The sequence below is a fragment of the Caballeronia hypogeia genome, from assembly GCF_001544875.2.
GTDB classification, from domain to species: domain Bacteria; phylum Pseudomonadota; class Gammaproteobacteria; order Burkholderiales; family Burkholderiaceae; genus Caballeronia; species Caballeronia hypogeia.
The window spans coordinates 1-21,771 of record NZ_FCOA02000042.1 but is presented as its reverse complement, the minus strand read 5'-3'; the positions used below and the strand labels follow the sequence as shown (position 1 = coordinate 21,771).

Below are 21,771 nucleotides of genomic sequence, written 5' to 3'. Positions count from 1 at the left end.
CACTCCCTGCGCGATACGCCGCCCGCAATAGCGCGCATCATCGCGCCGCACCGATGGCCAAGAACGACCGCTTGCGCGCCCTTTCGAACGCGCTCGAAAAACAGAACGTGATGCGCCTGCGCGATGCGGCCGCATTGCTCGGCGTGTCGGAAATGACGGTGCGCCGCGATATCGCCGCACATCCCGGACAGTTCACTTATCTCGGCGGCTACATCGTCAGCGCCGCCGATGTGCCGAACGCCGGATACACCATCGAAGAGGAAAAAGATCACTTCGCGCAGGCGAAGGCGGTCGCGTCGAATCATGCGGCGCAACTGCTCGTGGATAACGAAACCATCTTCATTGACTGCGGCACGACGTTGACGACGCTCGCGCGCCAGATTCCCGTCGAGATGCATCTGACGGTCGTATGTTATTCGCTCAATGTCGCGGAGATTTTGCGGCGCAAGCCCAATGTGCGAATGATTCTGCTCGGCGGGGTATACGTGCCGTCTTCCGAGTCGTTCGCAAGCGATGAGAGCGTCGAGATCTTGCGGCGCATGGGGATCAACAAGGCTTTCATGTCGGCGGGCGGTGTGGACGAGGCGCGCGGCGTGACCTGCTGGAATTTTCACGAAGTCGCCATCAAGCAGGCGGCAATGGCAAGCGCGGTGGAACGTCATCTCGTCGTCGATGCAAGCAAGTTCGGCAAGGTCAAGGCCGTGCGCTTCTCGCAGCTCTCCGAATTCGATTCGGTCATCACCGAAGAAGGCCAGACGCTTAAAAAGCGCGCGTGAATCGTTCCGATAAAAAGGCGAACGGCCCATTCAGTTTTTGAATGGGCCGTTTTCGTTCCGGTTTTCGAAAAGGCGCTGACCGTGCCTAGTGTGCTTACTGTCTGCGTCCGAGCGCGAACAGCGTTCCCGCAAAAAGAATGAACGCGCCAATGATGACCTTCTGCCAGGTGCTCGGCACGCCGACGAGAATCAGCACGTTATTGATGAGCGTGACGAGCACGACGCCGAGCAGCGTGCCTGCGACCGTTCCCGTACCGCCGGTGATGCGCGCGCCGCCGAGAATCACGGCGGCGATCACATCGAGCTCCGTGCCGACGAGATCGAACGGATTCGCGAGCCGGTTCGTCGAAACGTGCAGAATGCCCGCGACGCCCGCCAGCAAACCGGTATAGCCGAACACGAAAAGATGGATCGCGCGCAGGTTGTAGCCGAGCCGTTCGGCGATCGCGAGCGAGCCGCCCATCGCGTAGACGCCGCGTCCCATCATCGTGCGATTGAGCAGCCACCAGGTGACCATCGCCGCGATCACGAGCGCGATCACCGACACCGGCAGCACGGCGCGCAGACCATCGGGCGTGTGATAGAAGAACAGCGGCAGACGCCCGAACGTATCCATGCTGTGCGGAATGTTCATGAAGAACTGCGTGCCGACAAACGTCAGCAACAAACCGCGATACAGATACTGCGTGCCAATGGTCACGATCAGCGACGGCGCTTTCAGCCGATGCACGAGCAGGCCGTTAATCACGCCGAGCACCACGCCGCCGAGCGCACCGGCCAGCAGGATCAGCACGAACGGGCACTCCGGCCACCACGCGAACACGGCCTTGGTGATCGAATACATCGTAAGCGCCGCGATCGCCGTAAACGATACGTCGATGCCGCCCGACGCCAGCACGACCAGCGTGCCGAGCGCGAAGAGCGAGACCGTCGTCGCGGAATGCAGCATGTCGAACAGCGTGGCGAGCTGGAAGAAGCGCGGGTTGAGGCTGCCCACGACGAGACACGTCACCACGATCAGCCCGACCGTGAACCACTCCGGATTGCGCATCAACTGTGCGTACAGATTGCCTTTGCGCACACGCGGCGCGACTTCGGCCACCGGCTGCGGCACCGTCTCGCTTCCCGTGCGGCGGATGGATTCGCTCATGCTCATGCTGCCTCTGAAAGTAGCGCGTGATAAAGATCGGCTTCGTTCAGCCGGTCCGCGCGATATTCGCTCGCAATGCGGCCTTTCTTCATCATCAGAATGCGGTCACAGTTCTGCAGCAGCTCGGGCAGGTCGTCGCTGATCAGGATGATACCGATGCCCTCCTTCGAGAGCCGCTGCATGATGCGGTAAATGATGTCCTTCGATCCCACATCGACGCCGACCGTCGGGCCGTGCAGAATCAGCACGCGCGGATCGATCGCGAGCCAGCGGCCGATCAGCACGCGTTGCTGGTTGCCGCCCGAAAGCGATTGCACGGGCTTGTCGACATCGGGTGTGGCGATCTGCAGGTCCTTCACCGTGCGTTCAGCGAGCGCTTGCGCACGCTTGCGGTCGATCTGGCCGAAGCGGTCGCGCAGGCTCGCGATCATCGCGGTGACGACGTTGTCGCGGATCGGCTTGTCGAGGAACAGCCCTTCGTTCAGGCGATCTTCCGGCACATAGCCGATGCGCTGCGCCTTGGCATCGGCGGGCGATTGCAGCCGCACGCGCATGCCGTCGAGCGTCACCGTGCCGATGTCCGCGGGCGCGACGCCCGCCAATGCGCGCGCGAGTTCGTTGCGGCCCGAATCGAGCAGCCCGGTCACGCCGAGAATCTCGCCCTTGTGCAGCTTGAACGACACATCGGTGAACTGGCCTTTGCGGCCGAGACCCTGCACGTCGAGCACTACTTGCGATGCACCCGCTTCGCCTTCCGCGCGATAGCGCTCCGTCGAAAGATGCTTGCCCGTCATGAGCTCGCTGATCTGCGCCTTGGTGTAGTTTTCGATCGGCCCTTGCGTCATCTTCTGGCCGTCGCGCAGCACGATCACTTCGCCGCCGATCGCGTAGCATTCGTCGAGCTTGTGGCTGACGAACAGCACGGCGACGCCATCCGCGCGCAGACGCGCGAGTACGGCGATCAGGTTATCGACTTCCTTCTGAGTGAGCGAAGTCGTCGGCTCGTCCATGATGACGAACTTCGCCTCGCTCGCGATCGCGCGCGCAATGGCGACGAGTTGCCGCGTCGCGAGCGGCAGCTGTTCGATGAGCGTCTTCTGGAAGTCCGCGTCGCCCGGCAAGCCGACCGCTTCGAGCGCGCGGGCGGCAGTTTGTGCAAGCGCACGGCGATTAAAGGTGCGCGCGAGCTTGCCCGCGTGCTCCGCGAGCTCGGACGTCAGCGCGACGTTCTCCGCAACGCTCATGTTCGGAAGCAGCGAGAGGTCCTGATAAACCGTCTCGATGCCCGCCGAAAGCGACTCGAGCGGCGAGAGCCTGCTGTGACGCAGGCCTTCGATGACGAGCTCGCCTTCATCGGGCGGCTGCGCGCCGGAAATGATCTTGATGAGCGTGCTCTTGCCGCAGCCGTTCTCGCCGAGCAGGTGATAGATCTGTCCCCGCTCGAACGCGAGACTCACGCCACGCAGCGCATACACGCCGGTGAAGCGTTTGTGGATGTTGACGACTTCGAGAAGCGGTGTCGTGGTGGTCATGTCGTATCGAAGCAGGCGGCGCACCTTGAAACAAGGCACGCCGCGCACGTCACATCAGAAGTTATATTGCTTGTAGTTCGTCTTGTCGACGTCCACCCAGCCGGTGCCGCGCACGATCACGCCCTTGCCCGGGCCCTTCGTCACCGTCACCTTGTTGTAGCCGGTGATGCCGAGGTCCGCGCCGTTCTGTACTTCCTTGCCGTCCACGAGCATCTGCGCGACCTTGTTCATCGCCAGACCGGCGAGCTTGGGGTCCCAGAACGCGATGCCGTTGATCGCGCCGCTTTCGAGGAATTTGCCCGCTTCCGTCGGCAGGCCCGTGCCGTACACGCAGATCTTGCCGACCTTGCCCGCTTCCTCGACCGCGCGCCCGATGCCGATCACGTCCAGCGACGACGAACCCTGGAAGCCCGTCAGATCCGGATGCTTGCGCAGCACTTCCTTCGCGACCTGATAGGCGCGCTCGCCATCGTTATTGGTTTCGAGCTTGGGCTCGACCAGATCCATCTTCGGATACTTGGCCTTCGCGTTGCCGATGCCGCCATCGGCCCATTGCACCTGCGAGCGCGAACCGAGCGAGCCGACCAGCACCGCCCACTTGCCCTGCTGTCCCATGCACTTCGCGAGACGCTCGTTCAGGCCCGCGCCGTATGCGGTGTTGTCGAAGGCTTCGATATCGACCATCGTGTTCTTCGCGTTGTCCGCTTCATGCGTGACGACCTTGATGCCGCGATCCATCGCCTTCTTGAGCGCCGGTTCGAGCGTCGGCGGATCGTACGGCACCACGGCGATCGCCGTGACCTTCTTCGCGATCAGGTCTTCGATGATCTTCAGTTGCTGCGCGGCGTCGGCGCGGCCCGGACCCGTCTGATACGCGTTGATGTTCGGGTTTTCCTTGCCGAACTCCTTCACGCCTTCGTCCATGCGATTGAACCAGTTGATGCCGGTCACCTTCACGACCGTCACGATGGTTTCGTTCGTCGCGGCCTGCGCCGCTGCAATCGCGCCGGCGGCGAGTGCGATCGCCGTGAGCGCGGTGCCCAGTTTGTTCAGCTTCATTGCGTTGTCTCCTTTATGTATCGATTGGTCTCTTTGCACATCACACGCAACACTATTTTCCGGTCGATGCAGGCGGCGGCGGAACATTGCTTCTGGGCGCGGCGCCGCCGATGCCGAAGATCGCGCGCACGCGCTCGCCACCCGCGAATGCGAGCGATGCGAGCAGCAGAAAGCCCCACGCGCAATCGCCGAAAAACTGCGACACGCCGAGGAGATTGAACAGGCTCGACAGGAACTGCAACACCGTCGCGGCGAGAAACACACAGACGATGCGGCCGTAGCCGCCCGCCGGATTCACGCCGCCCATCACCGCGATCAGAATCGCGATCAGCAGATACGAATTGCCGTAGTCCCACTTCGCGCTCGACGTGTGCGTCGCGCTGATCAGGCCCGCGAGCGATGCGAGCACACCGCACAAACCATAAGTGACGATCAGCATGCCCGCGCGCGGAATCCCCGCATAGAACGCGGCCTTCGGGTTCGTGCCCATCAGATAGAGACGCAGGCCGAAGGGCGTGCGCTTCAAGATCCAGCCGAGCAGCAGCACGGCCGCGATGAAGATCCACAGCGAAATGGGCACTTGCAGGAAGGTGCCGTTGCCGATGTTGGAAAGCGGATCGACATACTCCACGCGCACCGATGCGCCGTTGCTCAGAACGACCGCGATGCCGGTAAAGAGCAATTGCGTGCCGAGCGTGCAGAGAATCGGCGTGAGCCTGAGCTTCGCGATCACCACGCCGTTGAGCAAGCCGCCTAGCGCGCCCATCAACACGACGATGCATACGAACACGCCGGTATAGAGCGCGGGAGAATCATCGGCGGAAACCATATGCGGCAGAAGCATCGCCGCAACCATGCCGGAAAGATTCGCGAGCCCGACACCCGACAGATCGATGCCTCCGTTCCCCGACACCATCGACAGCATGATGCCGAGGGCGAGCAGGCCGAGCTCGGGCAACTGACCGCCCATTGACTGAAGATTGTCGATGTCGAGAAACTGGCCGTGCGACAGCCACGTCGCGACGATGACGACGAGCACATTCACGCCGATCAGAAAATTGAACTGGCGATCCTGAAACCACCTCATTGCGTGACGCTCCTTTGTTCGAGCACCGCGTTGATTTCATCGAGGCGCGGCATTGACGGCGCGGTGCCCGGACGCGTCACCGAAAGGCTCGCGAGCGCGCAGCCGAAACGCACCGCATCGAGCGGGCTTTCACCGCGTGCGAGCGCGGCCGCGAAACCGCCGGTGAAGCCATCGCCCGCGCCTGCCGTTTCGACGACACGGCCGCAGTCGAACGCGGGAACGAGCGCCGATTCGCTCGCCGTGTGCAGCAGCGCGCCCGCTTCGCCCAGAGTGACGATCACGGCGCGCGCGCCCTTGCCGATCAGCACGTTCGCGGCGCGGCGCGCGTCTTCGACATTCGCGATCTCGATGCCGGTCAACGCGGCCGCTTCCGTTTCGTTCGGCGTGATGTAGTCGCACAGCGGATAGATATCGTCGCTGAGCGGCATGGCGGGCGCGGGGTTGAACACGGTCGTCACGCCATGCTTGCGTGCGAGTTCGAGTCCACGGCGCGCGGCGGGAATCGGCTGCTCCAGTTGGGTGACGAAGACGCCCGCGCGCGCGATGTCGTCCTCGATGGCGTCGACGTCTTCGGGCACGAGCGCCCCTGCCGCGCCCGCCGCCACGATGATCGCGTTGCCGCCAGTGTTTTCATCGACATAGATATGCGCGGCGCCCGTGGCCACATCGCTCATCACGGTCGCGCGCGAGGTGATGCCTTCGGCGGCCCACGTCGCCTGCGCGATTTCGCCGAACGCATCCGCGCCGATGCGCGTGCAGAAGATCACGTCCGCGCCCGCGCGCGCGGCGGCCACCGCCTGATTCGAGCCCTTGCCGCCCGGCCCCATCTTGAACGCGGAGCCCGCGACGGTCTCGCCCAGCAAGGGCATGCGTTGCGCACGAAACGCGAGGTCCGTCACGAAGATGCCGAGAATGACGACGCTTTTCATCGCGTGCCTCCGTGCGCGGCTTCGGGTTCATCCGCTGCGAGCATCACGCCCTTCTTGAAGATGAAGCAGCCGTAGCCGCGCGCCTCGCCCGTCGCGATCACGCAATAGGCGTTTTTCGCGCGCTCGTAGAACGCGAAACGTTCGATGGGCGCAAGGGGCAGTTCGCGGCCGGACGCGTCATCGACTTCGCGTTGCGCCTCGCGCTGAACCGCGGGCAACGCAGTCGCATCGCCGACGATCTCCATGCGGCTGGCGGGATCGTCGACGAAGGTATCGAGCGGCAGCACCGACAGCACCGCGCGCACCGCACGCGGCGCGCTCGCGCCATCGACTCGCAGGACGCGGCCCAGCACCGTTCTCCGCGCGACGGAATCGGCGGGGAAATGAGCGTCGCAGATCACCACTTCATCGCCATGACCCATCGCGGCGAGCGCGTACAGGATATCGGCGTTCAAAAGCGGATCGATGTTCTTCAGCACAGCGTCTCCTCCATGCAGGGCGCGTCCCGTATCGGGATCTGCGCCGCGATCAAATCTGAATCAGTCTCGGGCCGGTCTTGGGTCAATCTCCGTATGGCACCCAGATATTCTTCACCTGCACCGCCTGACGCAGGAACGGCAAGCCTTCGCTCGCGGCGTCATGCCAGTCGAACACGCGGCCCTGATCGACGAACGTGCGCTTCAGATTGCCGACCGACTCGCGCTCAACCATCGCCGACAGCGACGCGCCGTGGAAGCACCAGAGCGCATCGACGTCGTCGTGCTGCGCGAGCGTTTGCGCGAGCGTTCGCGCATCGCCGGTGACGATGTTGAGCGCGCCGCCCGGCACATCGGACGTCTCGACGACCTGATAGAAGTCCGTCGCCATCAGCGGACACGTTTCGCTCGGCACCACGACCACGCGATTGCCCAGCGCGAGCGCCGGCGCCACCAGCGAAACGAAACCGAGCAACGGCGCTTCGTCCGGACACACGATGCCGATCACCCCGAGCGGTTCATGCATAGCGAGCGCGACGCCATGCAGCGGCGGCGCATGCACCGCGCCGTCGTACTTGTCGGCCCACGCGGCGTACGTGAAAAGGCGCGCGATCGACGCGTCGACTTCACGCTTCGCATCGCGCTCGCTCGAACCGGCGCGCGTGACGAGTTGCTTCGCGAATTCGTCGGCGCGTGCGCTCAGATTCTCGGCGAGGTAGTACACCACTTGCGAGCGGTTGTGCGCGCTCGCCGACGACCACTTCGTCATGCCGCGCGCGACCGCGACCGCATTGCGAATGTCCTTGCGATTGCCCTCGCCCACTTCGCCGACGATCTCACCAGCGGGCGAATGCACGAGCCGCGAATAACCGCTGTCCGGACGCGCCTGCTTGCCGCCGATGAAGAGCTTCGCCGTGCGATCGAGCGCGCTGACATTGCCGGCATCGACGAGCGCATCGGGCTGCGCCTGCAACGGTTTCGTTTCACCGCGAACGGCAAGCGTGGACCATGCGCGCGGCTTGAGGTATTCGTAAATGCCCTCGCGCCCGCCTTCCCGTCCGAAGCCCGACTCGCGATAGCCGCCGAAACCCACGGCTGCATCGAACAGATTGGTCGCATTGATCCAAACGACGCCACATTGCAGGCGCGGCGCGACATCCAGCGCGCGGCTGATGTTCTCGCTCCACACGCTGGCGGCGAGGCCATAGCGGGTATTGTTCGCGAGCGCGACGGCTTCTTCCGGGCTGCGAAAGCTCATCGTCACGAGCACGGGGCCGAAGATTTCTTCCTGCGCGAGCGTCGATGCGGGCGAGACGTTGGTGACGAGCGTCGGCGGAAAGAATGCGCCGCCCTCGGGCAACGTCGAACGCGACGACTGATGAATCCCGCAGCCTTCGCTCGCGCCCTTCGCGACGAGCGAGCGGATGCGTTCGAGCTGCACGTCATCGACAACGGCGCTCATGTCGATGCCCTTGTCGAGCGATGTCCCCACACGCAGCGTATCCATGCGGCGCTTGAGCTTTTCGACGAAACGCGCTTCGATGCCTTCCTGCACGAGCAGACGCGAGCCCGCGCAGCACACTTGCCCCTGATTGAACCAGATGGCGTCAACGACGCCTTCCACGGCGCTGTCGATATCGGCGTCGTCGAACACGATGAAGGGCGACTTGCCGCCGAGTTCGAGCGTCAGCGACTTGCCGGAGCCCGCGGTCGTCGCGCGAATCTGGCGGCCGACTTCGGTCGATCCCGTGAACGCGATCTTCGCAACGCGCTTGTGCCCGACCAGCGCCGCGCCTGTGCGTCCGTCGCCGGTGACGACATTGAGCACGCCCTTGGGCAGACCCGCGCGATGCGCCAGCTCCGCGAACAGCAACGCGGTCAGCGAAGTGAATTCGGCGGGCTTCAAGACGACGGTGTTGCCGAGCGCGAGCGCGGGCGCGATCTTCCACGCTAGCATCAGCAGCGGAAAATTCCACGGCACGATCTGGCCGATCACGCCGAGCGGCGCCCAGTCGGCGAACTCCTTGTCCTGCAACTGCGCCCAGCCAGCGTGATGCAGAAAATGCCTTGCCACGAGGGGGATATCGATATCGCGCGACTCGCGAATGGGCTTGCCGTTGTCGAGCGATTCGAGCACGGCGAACAGGCGGCTGTGACGCTGCACCATGCGCGACAACGCATACAGATGCCGCGCCCGCCCCGCGCCGCCGATGGCCTGCCAGCCTTCGAGCGCATCGTGCGCGGCTTGCACGGCGGCGTCGATATCAGTGTCATCGCCTTGCGCGATCGATGCGAGCACCCGGCCCGTCGCGGGTTCGCGCGAATCGAAGCGTTCGGCGGCGTCGCTCTCGCGCCACGCGCCGTTGATGTAATGGCCGAAGCGGCTTCCATGCTGATCGAGCCAGGCGCGCGCGGCGCGATCGTCTTCCGGTGCGGGTCCGTATTCCATCGAGGAGAAATATTCGGCAACGCTCATGAGGCTTTCATAGTGAAGTCTTGCGGGTCAGGCAACGGGATGGCGATTGAACGCCGAATAGCGTCCGCTCACGTGATGTTCGAGCTGGCGTTCGATGTCCGCGAGCAGACTCGACGCGCCAATGCGGAAGAGCTCCGGCTCGAGCCATGCGCGCCCGAGTTCCTCTTTCATGAGGATCTGGTATTCGAGCACCGACTTTGCGGTCGATACGCCGCCCGCGGGCTTGAATCCGATCAGAACGCCGGTGCGTTCCAGATATTCGCGGATCATGCGAACCATCACGAGCGACACGTCGAGCGTCGCGTTGACGCCTTCCTTGCCGGTCGAGGTCTTGATGAAATCGGCGCCGGCCATCATGCAGATCATCGACGCCTTCGCGACATTCGACAGCGTGCGGATGTCGCCGGTCGCGAGAATCGCCTTGACGTGCGCGTCGCCGCACGCCGCACGGAAGTCGCGCATTTCGTCGTACAGGGCCTTCCAGTTCCCCGTCAGCACGTGCTCGCGCGTGACGACGATATCGATTTCCGCCGCGCCGTCCGCCACCGATGCCTCGATCTCGCGCAACTTCAGCGCGTGCGGATTGAGGCCCGCGGGAAAGCCCGTCGAGACCGCGGCGACCGGAATGCCGCTGCCCTGAAGCGCGTTCACGGCGGTCTTCACGTAACGGTGATAGACGCACACCGCCCCCGTCCTGATCGATTCGGGCGTCATGCCGAGCGCGTCGAGCAGATCGTCGCGCACGGGACGGCGCGCCTTGGCGCACAAGCGTTGGACGCGGGCATGCGTGTCGTCGCCGTTGAGCGTCGTGAGGTCGATGCAGGTGATGGCCTTCAGCAGCCACGCCGCCTGCGCGTCTTTCTTCACGGCGCGGCGCGTGCCGAGCGTGGAGGCGCGGCGCGCCACCGCCGACTGGTTCACGCGCAGGCCGTCGAGCCATGCGAGATCGAACGGCACGCCCGGATTGCGGGCGTCGGCGTGAGCCTTGTCCTGATGCTGCGTCTGGCCGGGCCAGGCGACGATGGACTTCGATGCGTTTTCCAAGATGAGATCGTTTTGCCGGCGTCTTGTGCGACGCACAACATGTTTTGATAGATTGATCTCAGTTTATATCGGTTTTGTTACGATCGTAACATAGGGAAAGTTCGGAGGCGCGCCTCGGCGCGGAGCGTGGACGCACGGTACATTAACGATCGCATCCAGCGCGCGATGACGACAAAAGGCTTATGCGTCGCTGATTACCCATCAGTCGTTCAAATGGAGACAAAGGATGGCACGCGTTCGCGTTGACGGCTTCACCATCTCGCTCGACGGATACGGAGCAGGCCCGGATCAGGACATCGACAATCCGCTCGGCATGGGCTGAACGGAACTGCATCAATGGCTCGTCCCGACACGCACGTTCCAGCGGAGCCTGTTCGGCAATGACGACGGCACGACCGGAATCGACGATGATTTCGCCGCGCGCGGCTTTCAGAATGTCGGAGCGTGGATTCTCGGCAGAAACATGTTCGGCCCCGTTCGTGGCGACTGGCCGGACATGAACTGGAAAGGCTGGTGGGGAGACAATCCGCCGTATCACGTTCCGGCCTTCATCCTGACGCATCACGCGCGTCCTTCCATCGAGATGGAAGGCGGCACGACGTTTCACTTCGTCACGGGCGGCATACGCGAGGCGCTCGACCGCGCACGCGAAGCGGCCGGCGGTCTGGACGTGCGCATCGGCGGCGGCGCGGACACGATCCGGCAGTATCTTCGCGAAGGTCTCATCGACGAACTGCACATCGCTATCTCGCCCGTGCTGCTCGGCCGCGGCGAATCGCTGTTCGGCGGAGTCGACATGCGGTCGCTCCGATACGAATGCGTCGAATTCGTATCGACGGAAAAAGCCACGCATGTCGTCCTGCGGCGACAGGGCCGCACGGACGCCTAATCACTCGCAAAAGGCCGACGTTCGTGGAGGAACGCGCGGCCCGGCCTTCTGCCGTCTTGCCTCACCCGCCCATGGGTTTCATACCGAGCCCGGCTCATCTTCTGCAACGATCCACGTCAATAAATCAATCCACGCGCGAAAGCAATCCCCGCTTCGTGACGCGTTGTTCGGGCTCTAAAAAAGAATGTGTCCGAGTGCACACATTTAGCTAATCATTTCGTGAGCCAAACTTTTTTTTCCGCGTTTGATTGCTAGTCTTTGATCCAGAGATATTGCAATACAAATGAGCCGGATGGATGCGACTCGTCTCGCGCCCCTTTGGCTGGATCTTCGGCACGCAAGCCTCACCCTCAACGCGTGAAACGCGAAACATGAAAGTGTCGATGAGCACGATTCCGAGATGCCACGAAAGGATGCGCGCGCCTGCTCCATCGTTGACTCGCCGCTCTCTGCTTCGCGACATGGCCGCGCTCGCGCTTGGCGCGGTGTCGCCCGTTTCGTTCGCGCAGCATGGCGGGTTGGGACTCGTCACGCCGCCACTGCGCCTCGACGATACCTGGGTCGTCGATCAGACGGGACGAAAGGTATTGCTGAACGACATGCTGCGTCAGGGCATCACCGCATTGCAGACGATCTACACCGGTTGCGGCACCGTATGTCCGCTGCAAGGAGCGCTCTTCGGCGCGGTGCAGGAACGGATCGGCGCGATCCGCACGCATCATCCCGTGCAATTGCTGTCGCTTGGAATCGATCCGCTTTCCGATTCGCCCTCGGCCTTGCGCGCATGGCTCGCGCGCTTTCAGGCGGGTCCGGCGTGGACTGCGGCGACGCCGGCACTCACGGATGTCGACCGGATGCGCGTGGCGCTGTCGGGCAGCAAGCTCCCGCTCGGCGACATCGCGGACCATTCGACCCAAGTCTATTGCTTCGATGCCAACGCGATGCTGCGCTGGCGAAGCGCCGACCTTCCGCGCGTCGACGACGTCTGCGATGTGCTCGGTGCGCTCGCACGCGTTTAAACAGTTTCATCCACGGGGAGCAAAACCATGTCAGGAATCCGTTCGACGAGGAACGCGTCCCGCTTGCTCTTCCGAACCATGCGCTTCCTGCTTTTGATTGCATTGCCGCTGGCTCTCGCAACCGTATCGATCACCGCCCGCGCGCAAAGATCGGCTCCCATCACGCTGAGCGGCACCAACTTTTGCGCGGACGTCAGCGGCCAATCCGTGACGCCCGGCGCGCCCGTGCTGTCCTGGACGTGCTGGGGCGGCCCGAATCAGCAATGGCTGCCTTCGGCGACCGGCGCGCGCTACAACCTCATCAATCAGAACAGCGGCCTGTGCATGGACGTGTCGGGCTGGGCGGGCGGCCCGGGCGGCCCCATCATCCAGTGGACCTGCACCGGGGGCGCGAATCAGGCCTTCTCGCTGGTGCCGCAAGGCGCGGGCTACGCGATCGTCGCGGGACATAGCGGCTTATGCGTGAGCGCGGCGAACACCACTTCGCAGGGCGCCCAGTTGACGCAGCAAATCTGCAATGGAAGCGCGATACAGACGTGGCAAGTGAACGGCTTGCCGCCGCCCATACCCACGCTGCCTTCGAAGTGGACGGCGCCCGTCACGGTGCCGCTCGTGCCGCTGCAAGCCGCCAATCTTCCCAACGGTAACGTGCTGGTCTGGTCGGCTGACAGCGCGGTCAGTTTCACGACCGGCGAGGTCACGCCGGGTCAGACCTACACGGCGATCTTCAATCCGTCGACCGGAAGAAGCAGGCAAGTGATCGTCAGCAATACCGGACACGACATGTTCTGCCCCGGCATCAACAATCTCGCCGATGGCACGATCTTCGTGACCGGCGGATCGAGCACGAGACTGAGCAGCATCTATTCGCCTTCGACGAGCACGTGGTCCGCGAGCGATCAGATGAACATTCCGCGCGGCTATCAGGGAAGTGTCACCTTGAGCAACGGCGATGTGTTCGTGGTGGGCGGCTCGTGGAACGGCGGACTCGGTGGAAAGACAGGCGAAACGTGGACGCAGGGTTCGGGCTGGCGCATCAACAGTTCCATCGTCGAGGATTACATTCTCACGAACGACGCCGCGGGCATTTTCCGCTCCGACAATCACGCCTGGATGTTCGCGGTCTCCAACGGACGCGTGTTCCATGCCGGACCGAGCCGCGCGATGCACTGGTTCGATACGGCGGGCAACGGCAACGTCACGTCGGCCGGCAACCGGGGCAACGACAACGACGCGATGAACGGCAACGCGGTCATGTACGACATCGGCAAGATACTCGCGGTTGGCGGCGCGCCGAGCTACGACCAGTCGGAGGCCACGTCGAATGCGACGCTCATCGACATCAGCAGCGGAAACGCGGTGACGCGCACCATCGCGCCGATGAGCTATCGGCGCGCGTTCAGCAACAGCGTCGTGCTGCCGAACGGGCAAGTCGTCGTGGTCGGCGGACAGACCTTCGCCGCGCCTTTCTCCGATGACAACGCGATCCTCACGCCCGAGCTGTGGGACCCGGCGACCAATACGTTTTCACCACTCGCGCCTCAGGCCGTGCCGCGCACGTATCACAGCGTCGCGCTGCTTCTGAACGACGGACGCGTGCTGAGCGGCGGCGGCGGATTGTGCGGCGGATGCTCGACCAATCACACCGACGTGGAGATATTGACGCCGCCGTATCTGCTCAACGCAGATGGGTCCAACGCGTCCCGGCCGAGTCTCTCGTCCGTGCCGGGCGATGCGCAACTCGGTACGACGATCGTGGTGACGGCCAGCCGCGGCATGCGCGCGTTCGCGCTGATGCGTTCGTCATCGGTCACGCATTCGCTGAACAACGAGCAGCGACGCGTGCCTTTGTCGTTCACCGTAGGCAGCGCGGGCGAATATCACTTGCAGATTCCTTCCGATCCGGGCGTCGTGGTTCCGGGTTATTACATGCTGTTCGCGCTGAATTCGAAGGGCGTGCCGAGCGTCTCGCGCGTGCTGCTGGTGCATTGAATGGCCCGACGACGCTACCCCGCAAGGCGCGCCGTCGCGATCGCACTTGCTTTCATCGCGCTGACTCGCCTTGCGCATGCGGACGCCACGTGTGAATCAGCCGACCTGGGGTGCGCAATATTCAACGGACAGCATCCGATGACGGCGCATCTGCGAGACGACGATCGTCCGCTGCCCGCCTGGACGACGCGATGCGTCAATTGCCACGCAGGCACACCGACGGCGAAGGCCTTTGCGCCACCGCTGACACACGATTCATTGCTCGGGGAAACACGTCGGCGTGGCGGGCCGATCAGTCACTATGACGCGACGGCCTTCTGCCGCGCGGTGAAAGACGGTATCGATCCCACAAGCATTATGCTTCGCAAGTCGATGCCGCTCTATCGAATCACCGATGCCGAGTGCGCGGCGCTGTGGCGATTCGTCATGAGTCGGTGAGTGATTCGAGAAAGCCAATCACCTGCCTTGTCACTGGCCCAAAAATTGTATGTCGCCGTACCACGCGCGTGTGGTCGTCGCGGTGTTATCCGTATCGGTCAGCAGACCGTAGCCGGTCATGCGTCCGGGCGGTTCGTGAAAGACCTTCTCATAGTCCTGCACGATGTTACGGCGCAGACTCTGCCACTGACCCGCATCCCCCGGCTGACCGGAAACAACGATCATCTGCACGCGCCCCGTATGAGGATTTGGAATCACAGTGCCCGGCGCCGCCGTGGTCGACCAGATATACATGAGCGTGGCATAAGGCAAGTCCTGGCCGCCCAGGCGCTTCGCAACTTCCATACTGGCGCGGTCGAACATCGAGAGCTTGCTTTTGTCGCCGTCGAAGACGAACACCAGCCGCGCCGGCGCATCTTCTTTCGATCCTGTGCGATTGTCCGCGCCCTCGATCGGCCCCTCCGCTTTCCAACGCCATGACACGACCGGCGTTTGATTCAGATCGATATCGCCCTCATGCATCAATGCCGAGGCGGAATGGTCCGCGTCCGCCTGGAGGACGATGGTATGGCCGTCGCGAACCAGCGTGTAACGCGTCATGGGCTTGCCTTTCACCACCGGCAAATTCTTCCATCCTGCGGGCAGGGATCCGCCCGCTTCGGCCGTCGAAAAGCTCACGCCGGGAGTTCCGTTCTGCGCAAGCGTGCCAAGCGGCGAGACCAGCAGCGCGATGCACAGGGCGACCCGGCTGGCTGCTCGTCCCGGCGATTGAGAGGGCGAGGGAAGATGCATGGCTGATTCCATTCGGCCGTTGGCTGACATCCAATGTAAGCAAAAATATCGCTTCGCTATCGACGTAACGCCTCATCGACAGCAAGGCATCTCGCGAGCGACCGGGGTCGCATTACGCCCGATTGTCGGCCGGACGCAAATACGAAAGCAGCATGTCGACATGCATGGTGGAGATCGTTTTCTGGCGGACATGGTCCGCATAGTTCCGGCCCGTGAACGCTTCCAGCGTATAACGGTTGGACACGATGTAATAGCCCATGCCGACGAGCGTGACGTAGAAATCCAGCGGATCGATGCCTTCGCGAAACTCTCCTGTGGCCGTGCCGCGTTGGAGGATCGTGCGCAGGAGATCGACCACGGGCGAGATCGTCTCGCGCATCGTGCTCGAACGCTCGAGATACCGCCCCTCATGCAGATTTTCGTTATTGATGAGGCTCAACCACTGAGGATTTTCCCGCAGGTAAGTCCAGATGGATTGCGCCAGTTGACGGATCGCCTCCGCGGGCGGCAGACCGGTCAGATCGACACTGCTCTCACGCTCCGCGAACTTGCCGTACATCGCTTCGAGCACGGCGACGTACAACCCTTCCTTGCTCGTAAAATAGTAGTACAGCATGCGCTCGTTCGTTCCCGCGGCCGTGGCGATCGCGTCGACCCGCGCGCCGGCGAGGCCGAACTTCGTGAACTGCTCGGTGGCGGCTTCCAGAATGCGCCGCCGCGTGCCTTCGGGGTCTCGTTTTACTCGTAGTTCGCTCATGGCGTGGTTTCCCCGGATCAGAGTGCGACAGTTAATTAATAGTTGCAATTATGCCCTCCGTCATTGGAACAAGTACCAATCTCCGTGCATATTGCGTGATGGCGCACTGACGACGATCTCTCCGGACGATCCGCCTCGCTGTCGGGGCGGGACCGCGCAGAGAATTCGCTTCGCCGACTTGGATATCTCACCGCAGCGCCTATACTGAAAGCGAGCCGCGCGGAAGCCGGCCCCTGATGCGAAAGCGAACGAGAAATCGTTTTTGGGGCGCGGTAGCGGGGCCACGGAAACGCCTGCGTCTAGCGCGGGCGTTTTCTTTTTCCGCGCATGCAGGAACGATGGCTTGCCACGCGGAAACACACGCCAGCGATGCCGGCGGAATGTCTCCGCGTGACGGATTCGCGATCGAGCGGACGCTGTGCGCCGTCATATTTCATACAGTACGCGCCAGGGACGGGCACGAACCGACGGTGCGAAACGCTGACGTGTCAATCCGCCCACTTTTCGAAGGCCGCGAAGTCCGTGGCGAAGCACGCGGGCATATACACGCCCGGCGCGAGACTAGGGTCCGCACGCACGCCGGGCGAACCCTTCGCGAGCCGCTCGAATATCGACCGGTGGGCGCCGACAGCCTTCGGGAACGCGATGTCCTGACGCGGACCGCGTGGCAGCGCATCGAACGGCGGAGTCAGCCACGGCTGATGCGCGCTGCTGCGCGAGTTGGGATTGAGCGTCTGAATGGCATCCGGCCGGAAATTCACTCCCGCCCCCTGTAACTGCTGGATCATCCACTTGCAGGCGATGTCCGAGAGCCCCGACTCCGCCAGCGCATAGCCTCCGCCCACATCGGAGTGTGCGCCCGCGAAGAGGACCTGCGTGACGGTGTTGTCGTCGCGCGGGTCCCAGAAAGTCGGCGTGAAATCCGCCCGCTGTTCATCCAGGCTGATTGCATGAAATCCAAAGCCGATCTTGGGATTCAATTTGGTATCCGCGAACTGGAACGCGTCATAACGCGAATCCTGCTTTACCAGATAATTCGGAATCCCTAGCGATCCGACCGTGTCCCATACCGCGACGGCCTTGATCCCTCCATCCGGAACCTGCACCAGATCGTCGTCATCGAGATTGCTGAACATCAGATGCGGCAGATGGTCGAGGATCGAGTCGATGGGATTGCTCTGTCCCGCGTCCGTGGTGGAATATTTCTTCGCCTGATGCTGCCGCCACGCCTGCATCCCCATTCGATAGGCGATGATGGGATCCGTGGTCAGGCTCGGCTTCAGCAGGCCCATGTCCGCGATCAGTCCGGCGAGCGCGCGCGCCGTATATGCGCCGCGACTAAAGCCGATCAGATAGATGAGATCGTTATCGGTGTAGTTGCGCGAAATATACGTATAGCCTCGCACGATGCGCATGACCAATCCCGCGCCCAATGCTCCACCCAATAACTTCGTCAGCGGATTATTGCTGTCGCCGACACCGTGCAGGTACTTGGCGACTTGCCCGCTCGCGCTATCGACGAGTTCCTGCTCGGACTGATAATCCGGCTCGGTGTCCGAGGTTCCCGCGAGCAGCGTGAAAAGCTTCCAGACGTTGGTGGTCTTCGGCACTCCGTCGTCGTCGCCGGAGTGCGGTCCGTTCCACGTTCCGTCGGCACAAAAGACTATGTTCTTCGCCATCGTTGCCTCCTCGCCAGATACGCGCCGTCGCGCGCATTGCACCGTGATCCACGCCGCTATGAAAGGACTGACCTGCATGGCGAACCGTGCGAGAACACACAGAAGTCCGCACAAAGCACGACCGTTTCCGCGCATTTTCCGACGCGCTTTCCAGCACTTGCTTTATTCCAGACCGGCAACCTGAATTGTTTCGATCAGAAATCGCCACGAGCCGGGAATCGCCCGTTGAATGCCCGGGCGCAGCGTAGAGGAATGACGAATGATTCAGCGCATTTTTGAAAAGCACTGACGAGACTGGCCATAAGATCGAAAAAAAAGCCGCTCCGGAGAGCGGCCTGCAAGCTGGCGGCAGGCGGGCACGAGGCCCGCCGCGCACTCAGTCATCCAGCAACGACAGATCGCGCACCGCGCCCTTGTCAGCCGACATGACCAGCTTCGCATAAGCCTTGAGCGCCGCCGACACCTTGCGCGGGCGCGGCTTAGCGGGCTTCCATCCCTTCGCGTTCTGTTCTTCGCGACGGCGCGCCAGTTCATCGTCCGTCAACAGCACATCGATGGTCCGGTTCGGAATGTCGATACGAATCTTGTCGCCATCGCGCACGAGGCCGATCGCGCCGCCCGCAGCCGCTTCCGGCGAGCAATGACCGATCGACAAGCCCGAGGTGCCGCCCGAAAAGCGTCCGTCCGTCAGCAGCGCGCACGCCTTGCCGAGTCCCCTGGACTTGATATAGCTCGTCGGATAAAGCATTTCCTGCATGCCCGGGCCGCCCTTCGGACCTTCATAACGGACGATGACCACGTCGCCTGCCTTGACCTTGTCGCTCAGGATGTTCTCGACCGCCTCGTCCTGCGACTCGGTGACATGCGCCGTGCCTTCGAACACGAGAATGCTCTCGTCCACGCCGGCGGTCTTCACCACGCAGCCATCCAGCGCGATATTGCCCGTCAGCACCGCGAGACCGCCCTCTTTCGAGAACGCGTGCTCGTAGGAGCGGATGCAGCCTTCCGCGCGATCCGTGTCGAGGCTCGGCCAGCGTGTGTTCTGGCTGAACGCCGTTTGCGTCGGAATGCCGGCCGGACCTGCCATGTAGAAGGTCCTGACCGCTTCGTCTTCCGTGCGCTTGACGTCCCACTGATCGAGCGCGTCTTTCAGCGTGGGCGCGTGCACGGTCGGCACGTCGGTATGCAGCTTGCCTGCGCGGTCCAGTTCGCCCAGGATGGCCATGATGCCGCCCGCGCGATGCACGTCCTCGATGTGATACTTGTTCGTGTTCGGCGCGACCTTGCACAGTTGCGGCACGATGCGCGACATGCGGTCGATGTCCTTCATCGTGAACTCGATCTCCGCCTCGCGCGCGATCGCCAGCAAATGCAGGATGGTGTTGGTCGAGCCACCCATCGCGATATCCAGCGTCATCGCGTTTTCGAAGGCCTTGAAGCCGACCGAGCGCGGCAGCACGCGCGCGTCTTCCTGCTCGTAGTACTGACGCGCCAGTTCGACGATGCGGCGTCCCGCGCGCTTGAACAGTTGCTCGCGATCCGCGTGCGTCGCGACAACCGTGCCATTGCCCGGCAGCGAGAGACCCAGCGCTTCGGTCAGGCAATTCATCGAGTTCGCCGTGAACATGCCCGAGCACGAGCCGCACGTCGGGCACGCGGAGCGCTCGACTTCGGCGACTTCGGCGTCGGAATAACGCGTGTCGGCGGCGATCACCATCGCATCGACCAGATCGAGCTTCTTCAGTTCGATAGCCTTCGTCGTGGGATTGGCGAGGCGCGTCTTGCCCGCTTCCATCGGGCCGCCCGACACGAAGATGACCGGAATGTTCAGGCGCATCGCGGCCATCAGCATGCCCGGCGTGATCTTGTCGCAATTGGAGATGCACACCATGGCATCTGCGCAGTGCGCGTTGACCATGTACTCCACCGAATCCGCGATGATGTCGCGGCTCGGCAACGAATACAGCATGCCGTCGTGACCCATCGCGATGCCGTCATCGACGGCAATGGTGTTGAATTCCTTCGCGACGCCGCCCGCGGCCTCGATCTCGCGCGCGACGAGCTGGCCCAGGTCCTTCAGGTGGACGTGGCCCGGTACGAACTGGGTGAACGAATTGACGACGGCGATGATCGGCTTCGAGAAATCTTCGTCTTTCATGCCGGTGGCGCGCCACAGGGAACGCGCGCCCGCCATGTTGCGGCCGGCGGTGGAAGTTTTGGAACGGTATGTGGGCATCGTGGTTGCTGTTGGAATATCGCGAGAAATAAGCGGGCCACGAGGATAAAGGCCCTTGCGCGCCCGTGCAGGCGACCTCTTGAGTCGGCCCGGCGCGAATTTCGAGATTATCCCATACCTGCTTCGTCCAACCCGCCGCGCCGCGCCGCATCGACCAGGGCGCGGATCGCCCAGCGCCGGACACGGCGGGCCCGTGCGTCGTCGAGTTGCAGGACGTCCTTGCAGACGATCATCGCCTCCGTGCCGATGACGAGCGCAAGCGCCTGAATCAGGGTATCCAAGGCGGCAGGCGTGAAATCGGCCTGCGCGGGCGCGAGCGCCGCCTCGATTAGCGGCGTGCGGCGGTTCTGGCGCAGCGGAGTATCCTCGCCGGATTCGCCCTTTGCCGCCCGCTCCAGCGAGTGCGCGAGCATCATGCGAAGCGGCGCTTCGTTGGCGAGGATCATGTCGTGCAGCGCGGCGTCGACGCGCTGCAGTCGCGCGACCGGATCGCCCGATGCGCGCGCGGAGAAGAGCTTGCTCGCGTCGGGGGTATCGACATCGAGCGATGCTTCCAGCAGCAACGCATCGATGCTCGGAAAATGTCGATACGCCGTGGCGCGCGAAACCATGGCTTCGGCGGCGATCTCTTCGAGGCCGGGTTTGAGGCCTTGCTTCATCAGACGCGAAGCCGCCTGCAGCAGGTCCTTGCGTGTGCGCTGCTTCTGATTGGCGCGAGATCGAGTCACGGACCGGGCCTTCACGCTTGCGGCAACTGTCCGATGATCGCCGCGAGATCGACCCATACGTTCTCGCGCCTGATCTGTCCGTTCTCGCTGAATTCGACGACATGCAGCATGCGGAATTCGAGCGGACGTCCGCGGCCTTCGAGTCCGAACGGCCGGCCCGGCGCCTTCCCGCGCCACAGCGATTCGTCGATGACGAAGCCGTCGCCATACAGTCTTCGCAAACTTTCGACGCGGCTCTCCGACAGATCGGCAAACAGCGTTTCGTAGAACGGCCGGGCGTTGTTGCGTCCATGCGCCGGTCCTGCCGGCCAGCCAACGACGTCGTGCTCCACATCCGGCGTGAGTGTGGCGAGCACGCCTTCCACGTCGTCGCGCCGCTCGAAGCCGAAGTGCTCGTCGATCTTGCGGTCCATCTCCACAGGGCTCAGCGTCATGATTGCCTCCTCGCGCGCATCGCTCACGATGCCTTCGAATTCATTCTAGTGAGACAACAGTCTCATTACAAGATCCAAATGTCGGACGTTCGAAACGATGCTTTAGCTATGCAATCACTTCATGCCGCGCAAATCCTTGCGACAAAAAAAATGGCGCAGTCCCTTTCGGGACTGCGCCATCGACTTCGACTGGTTGCGCTTAAACCGCCCGGCGCACCATCAATTCCTTGATCTTGCCGATCGCCTTGGTCGGATTGAGCCCCTTCGGGCACACGTCG

General features: G+C 63.0%; 18 protein-coding genes and 2 pseudogenes. 5 read left to right on the top strand and 15 right to left on the bottom strand.

Translation table 11 applies throughout. The features are described from left to right. The first annotated feature begins 53 nt into the window (after positions 1 to 53). Entirely contained in the window at positions 54 to 776 is a 723-nt protein-coding gene (locus tag AWB79_RS34430; RefSeq protein ID WP_061171930.1) for a DeoR/GlpR family DNA-binding transcription regulator, read from the top strand. A gap of 94 nt (positions 777 to 870) precedes the next feature. On the opposite strand, the gene AWB79_RS34425 is transcribed toward AWB79_RS34430, so the two are convergent. The 8 genes from AWB79_RS34425 to deoC form a co-directional block, all read right to left on the bottom strand. Then, the gene (locus AWB79_RS34425; protein ID WP_061171929.1) at positions 871 to 1,932 is read right to left on the bottom strand and encodes an ABC transporter permease; all 1,062 of its coding nucleotides are present in this window, start codon (positions 1,930 to 1,932) and stop codon (positions 871 to 873) included. Then, positions 1,929 to 3,458 (bottom strand): sugar ABC transporter ATP-binding protein, encoded by a 1,530-nt coding sequence (locus tag AWB79_RS34420; protein ID WP_061171928.1) that lies wholly within the window; start codon positions 3,456 to 3,458, stop codon positions 1,929 to 1,931. The genes AWB79_RS34425 and AWB79_RS34420 overlap by 4 nt, the downstream gene beginning before the upstream one ends. Before the next feature lie 54 nt (positions 3,459 to 3,512). Then, positions 3,513 to 4,517 carry an autoinducer 2 ABC transporter substrate-binding protein gene (locus AWB79_RS34415; RefSeq protein ID WP_061171927.1) on the bottom strand — a complete coding sequence of 335 codons (1,005 nt, stop codon included), beginning with the start codon at positions 4,515 to 4,517 and terminating at the stop codon, positions 3,513 to 3,515. Between the two features lie 52 nt (positions 4,518 to 4,569). After that, complete coding sequence (locus AWB79_RS34410; RefSeq protein WP_061171926.1) at positions 4,570 to 5,604, bottom strand: ABC transporter permease; 1,035 nt, start codon at positions 5,602 to 5,604, stop codon at positions 4,570 to 4,572. Further along, positions 5,601 to 6,533, bottom strand: coding sequence for a ribokinase (gene rbsK / locus AWB79_RS34405; RefSeq protein WP_061171925.1), 933 nt, complete (start codon positions 6,531 to 6,533; stop codon positions 5,601 to 5,603). Before rbsK ends, AWB79_RS34410 begins: the two co-directional genes overlap by 4 nt. After that, complete coding sequence (locus AWB79_RS34400) at positions 6,530 to 7,012, bottom strand: RbsD/FucU family protein (RefSeq protein ID WP_061171924.1); 483 nt, start codon at positions 7,010 to 7,012, stop codon at positions 6,530 to 6,532. Before AWB79_RS34400 ends, rbsK begins: the two co-directional genes overlap by 4 nt. A gap of 82 nt (positions 7,013 to 7,094) precedes the next feature. After that, complete coding sequence (locus AWB79_RS34395) at positions 7,095 to 9,485, bottom strand: aldehyde dehydrogenase family protein (protein WP_061171923.1); 2,391 nt, start codon at positions 9,483 to 9,485, stop codon at positions 7,095 to 7,097. A 27-nt stretch (positions 9,486 to 9,512) separates the two neighbouring features. Beyond that, on the bottom strand, positions 9,513 to 10,508 hold the full coding sequence (deoC, locus tag AWB79_RS34390) for a deoxyribose-phosphate aldolase (RefSeq protein ID WP_061171961.1): 996 nt from the start codon (positions 10,506 to 10,508) through the stop codon (positions 9,513 to 9,515). Between the two features lie 247 nt (positions 10,509 to 10,755). Here deoC and AWB79_RS34385 point away from each other — a divergent pair. The 4 genes and pseudogenes from AWB79_RS34385 (at position 10,756) to AWB79_RS34370 (ending at position 14,867) form a co-directional block, all read left to right on the top strand. Next, positions 10,756 to 11,418: pseudogene (locus tag AWB79_RS34385) on the top strand (dihydrofolate reductase family protein). A gap of 383 nt (positions 11,419 to 11,801) precedes the next feature. Further along, positions 11,802 to 12,437, top strand: coding sequence for an SCO family protein (locus AWB79_RS34380; RefSeq protein ID WP_061171960.1), 636 nt, complete (start codon positions 11,802 to 11,804; stop codon positions 12,435 to 12,437). Positions 12,438 to 12,464: 27 nt separating this feature from the next. Further along, a complete protein-coding gene (locus AWB79_RS34375; protein ID WP_061171922.1) occupies positions 12,465 to 14,429 on the top strand; it encodes an RICIN domain-containing protein in 1,965 nt (654 codons plus the stop codon). Between the two features lie 138 nt (positions 14,430 to 14,567). Continuing rightward, positions 14,568 to 14,867, top strand: coding sequence for a cytochrome c (locus tag AWB79_RS34370; RefSeq protein WP_232471109.1), 300 nt, complete (start codon positions 14,568 to 14,570; stop codon positions 14,865 to 14,867). A 30-nt stretch (positions 14,868 to 14,897) separates the two neighbouring features. On the opposite strand, the gene AWB79_RS34365 is transcribed toward AWB79_RS34370, so the two are convergent. From AWB79_RS34365 to sdhB, 7 genes and pseudogenes are all read right to left on the bottom strand, one after another. Further along, complete coding sequence (locus AWB79_RS34365) at positions 14,898 to 15,659, bottom strand: DUF3047 domain-containing protein (RefSeq protein WP_061171959.1); 762 nt, start codon at positions 15,657 to 15,659, stop codon at positions 14,898 to 14,900. A 112-nt stretch (positions 15,660 to 15,771) separates the two neighbouring features. Further along, a complete protein-coding gene (locus AWB79_RS34360) occupies positions 15,772 to 16,416 on the bottom strand; it encodes a TetR/AcrR family transcriptional regulator (RefSeq protein WP_061171920.1) in 645 nt (214 codons plus the stop codon). Between the two features lie 488 nt (positions 16,417 to 16,904). Next, positions 16,905 to 18,095 carry a T6SS phospholipase effector Tle1-like catalytic domain-containing protein gene (locus AWB79_RS34355; RefSeq protein WP_157695912.1) on the bottom strand — a complete coding sequence of 397 codons (1,191 nt, stop codon included), beginning with the start codon at positions 18,093 to 18,095 and terminating at the stop codon, positions 16,905 to 16,907. A gap of 376 nt (positions 18,096 to 18,471) precedes the next feature. Beyond that, positions 18,472 to 20,331: a dihydroxy-acid dehydratase gene (gene ilvD, locus AWB79_RS34350; RefSeq protein ID WP_061171918.1), complete on the bottom strand. Its 1,860-nt coding sequence runs from the start codon at positions 20,329 to 20,331 to the stop codon at positions 18,472 to 18,474. A 107-nt stretch (positions 20,332 to 20,438) separates the two neighbouring features. Then, complete coding sequence (locus AWB79_RS34345; protein WP_061171958.1) at positions 20,439 to 21,059, bottom strand: TetR/AcrR family transcriptional regulator; 621 nt, start codon at positions 21,057 to 21,059, stop codon at positions 20,439 to 20,441. Positions 21,060 to 21,070: 11 nt separating this feature from the next. After that, positions 21,071 to 21,493, bottom strand: coding sequence for a nuclear transport factor 2 family protein (locus AWB79_RS34340; protein ID WP_061171957.1), 423 nt, complete (start codon positions 21,491 to 21,493; stop codon positions 21,071 to 21,073). Positions 21,494 to 21,692: 199 nt separating this feature from the next. Further along, positions 21,693 to 21,771 (bottom strand): annotated as a pseudogene (gene sdhB, locus AWB79_RS38640) (succinate dehydrogenase iron-sulfur subunit); the annotation flags it as partial.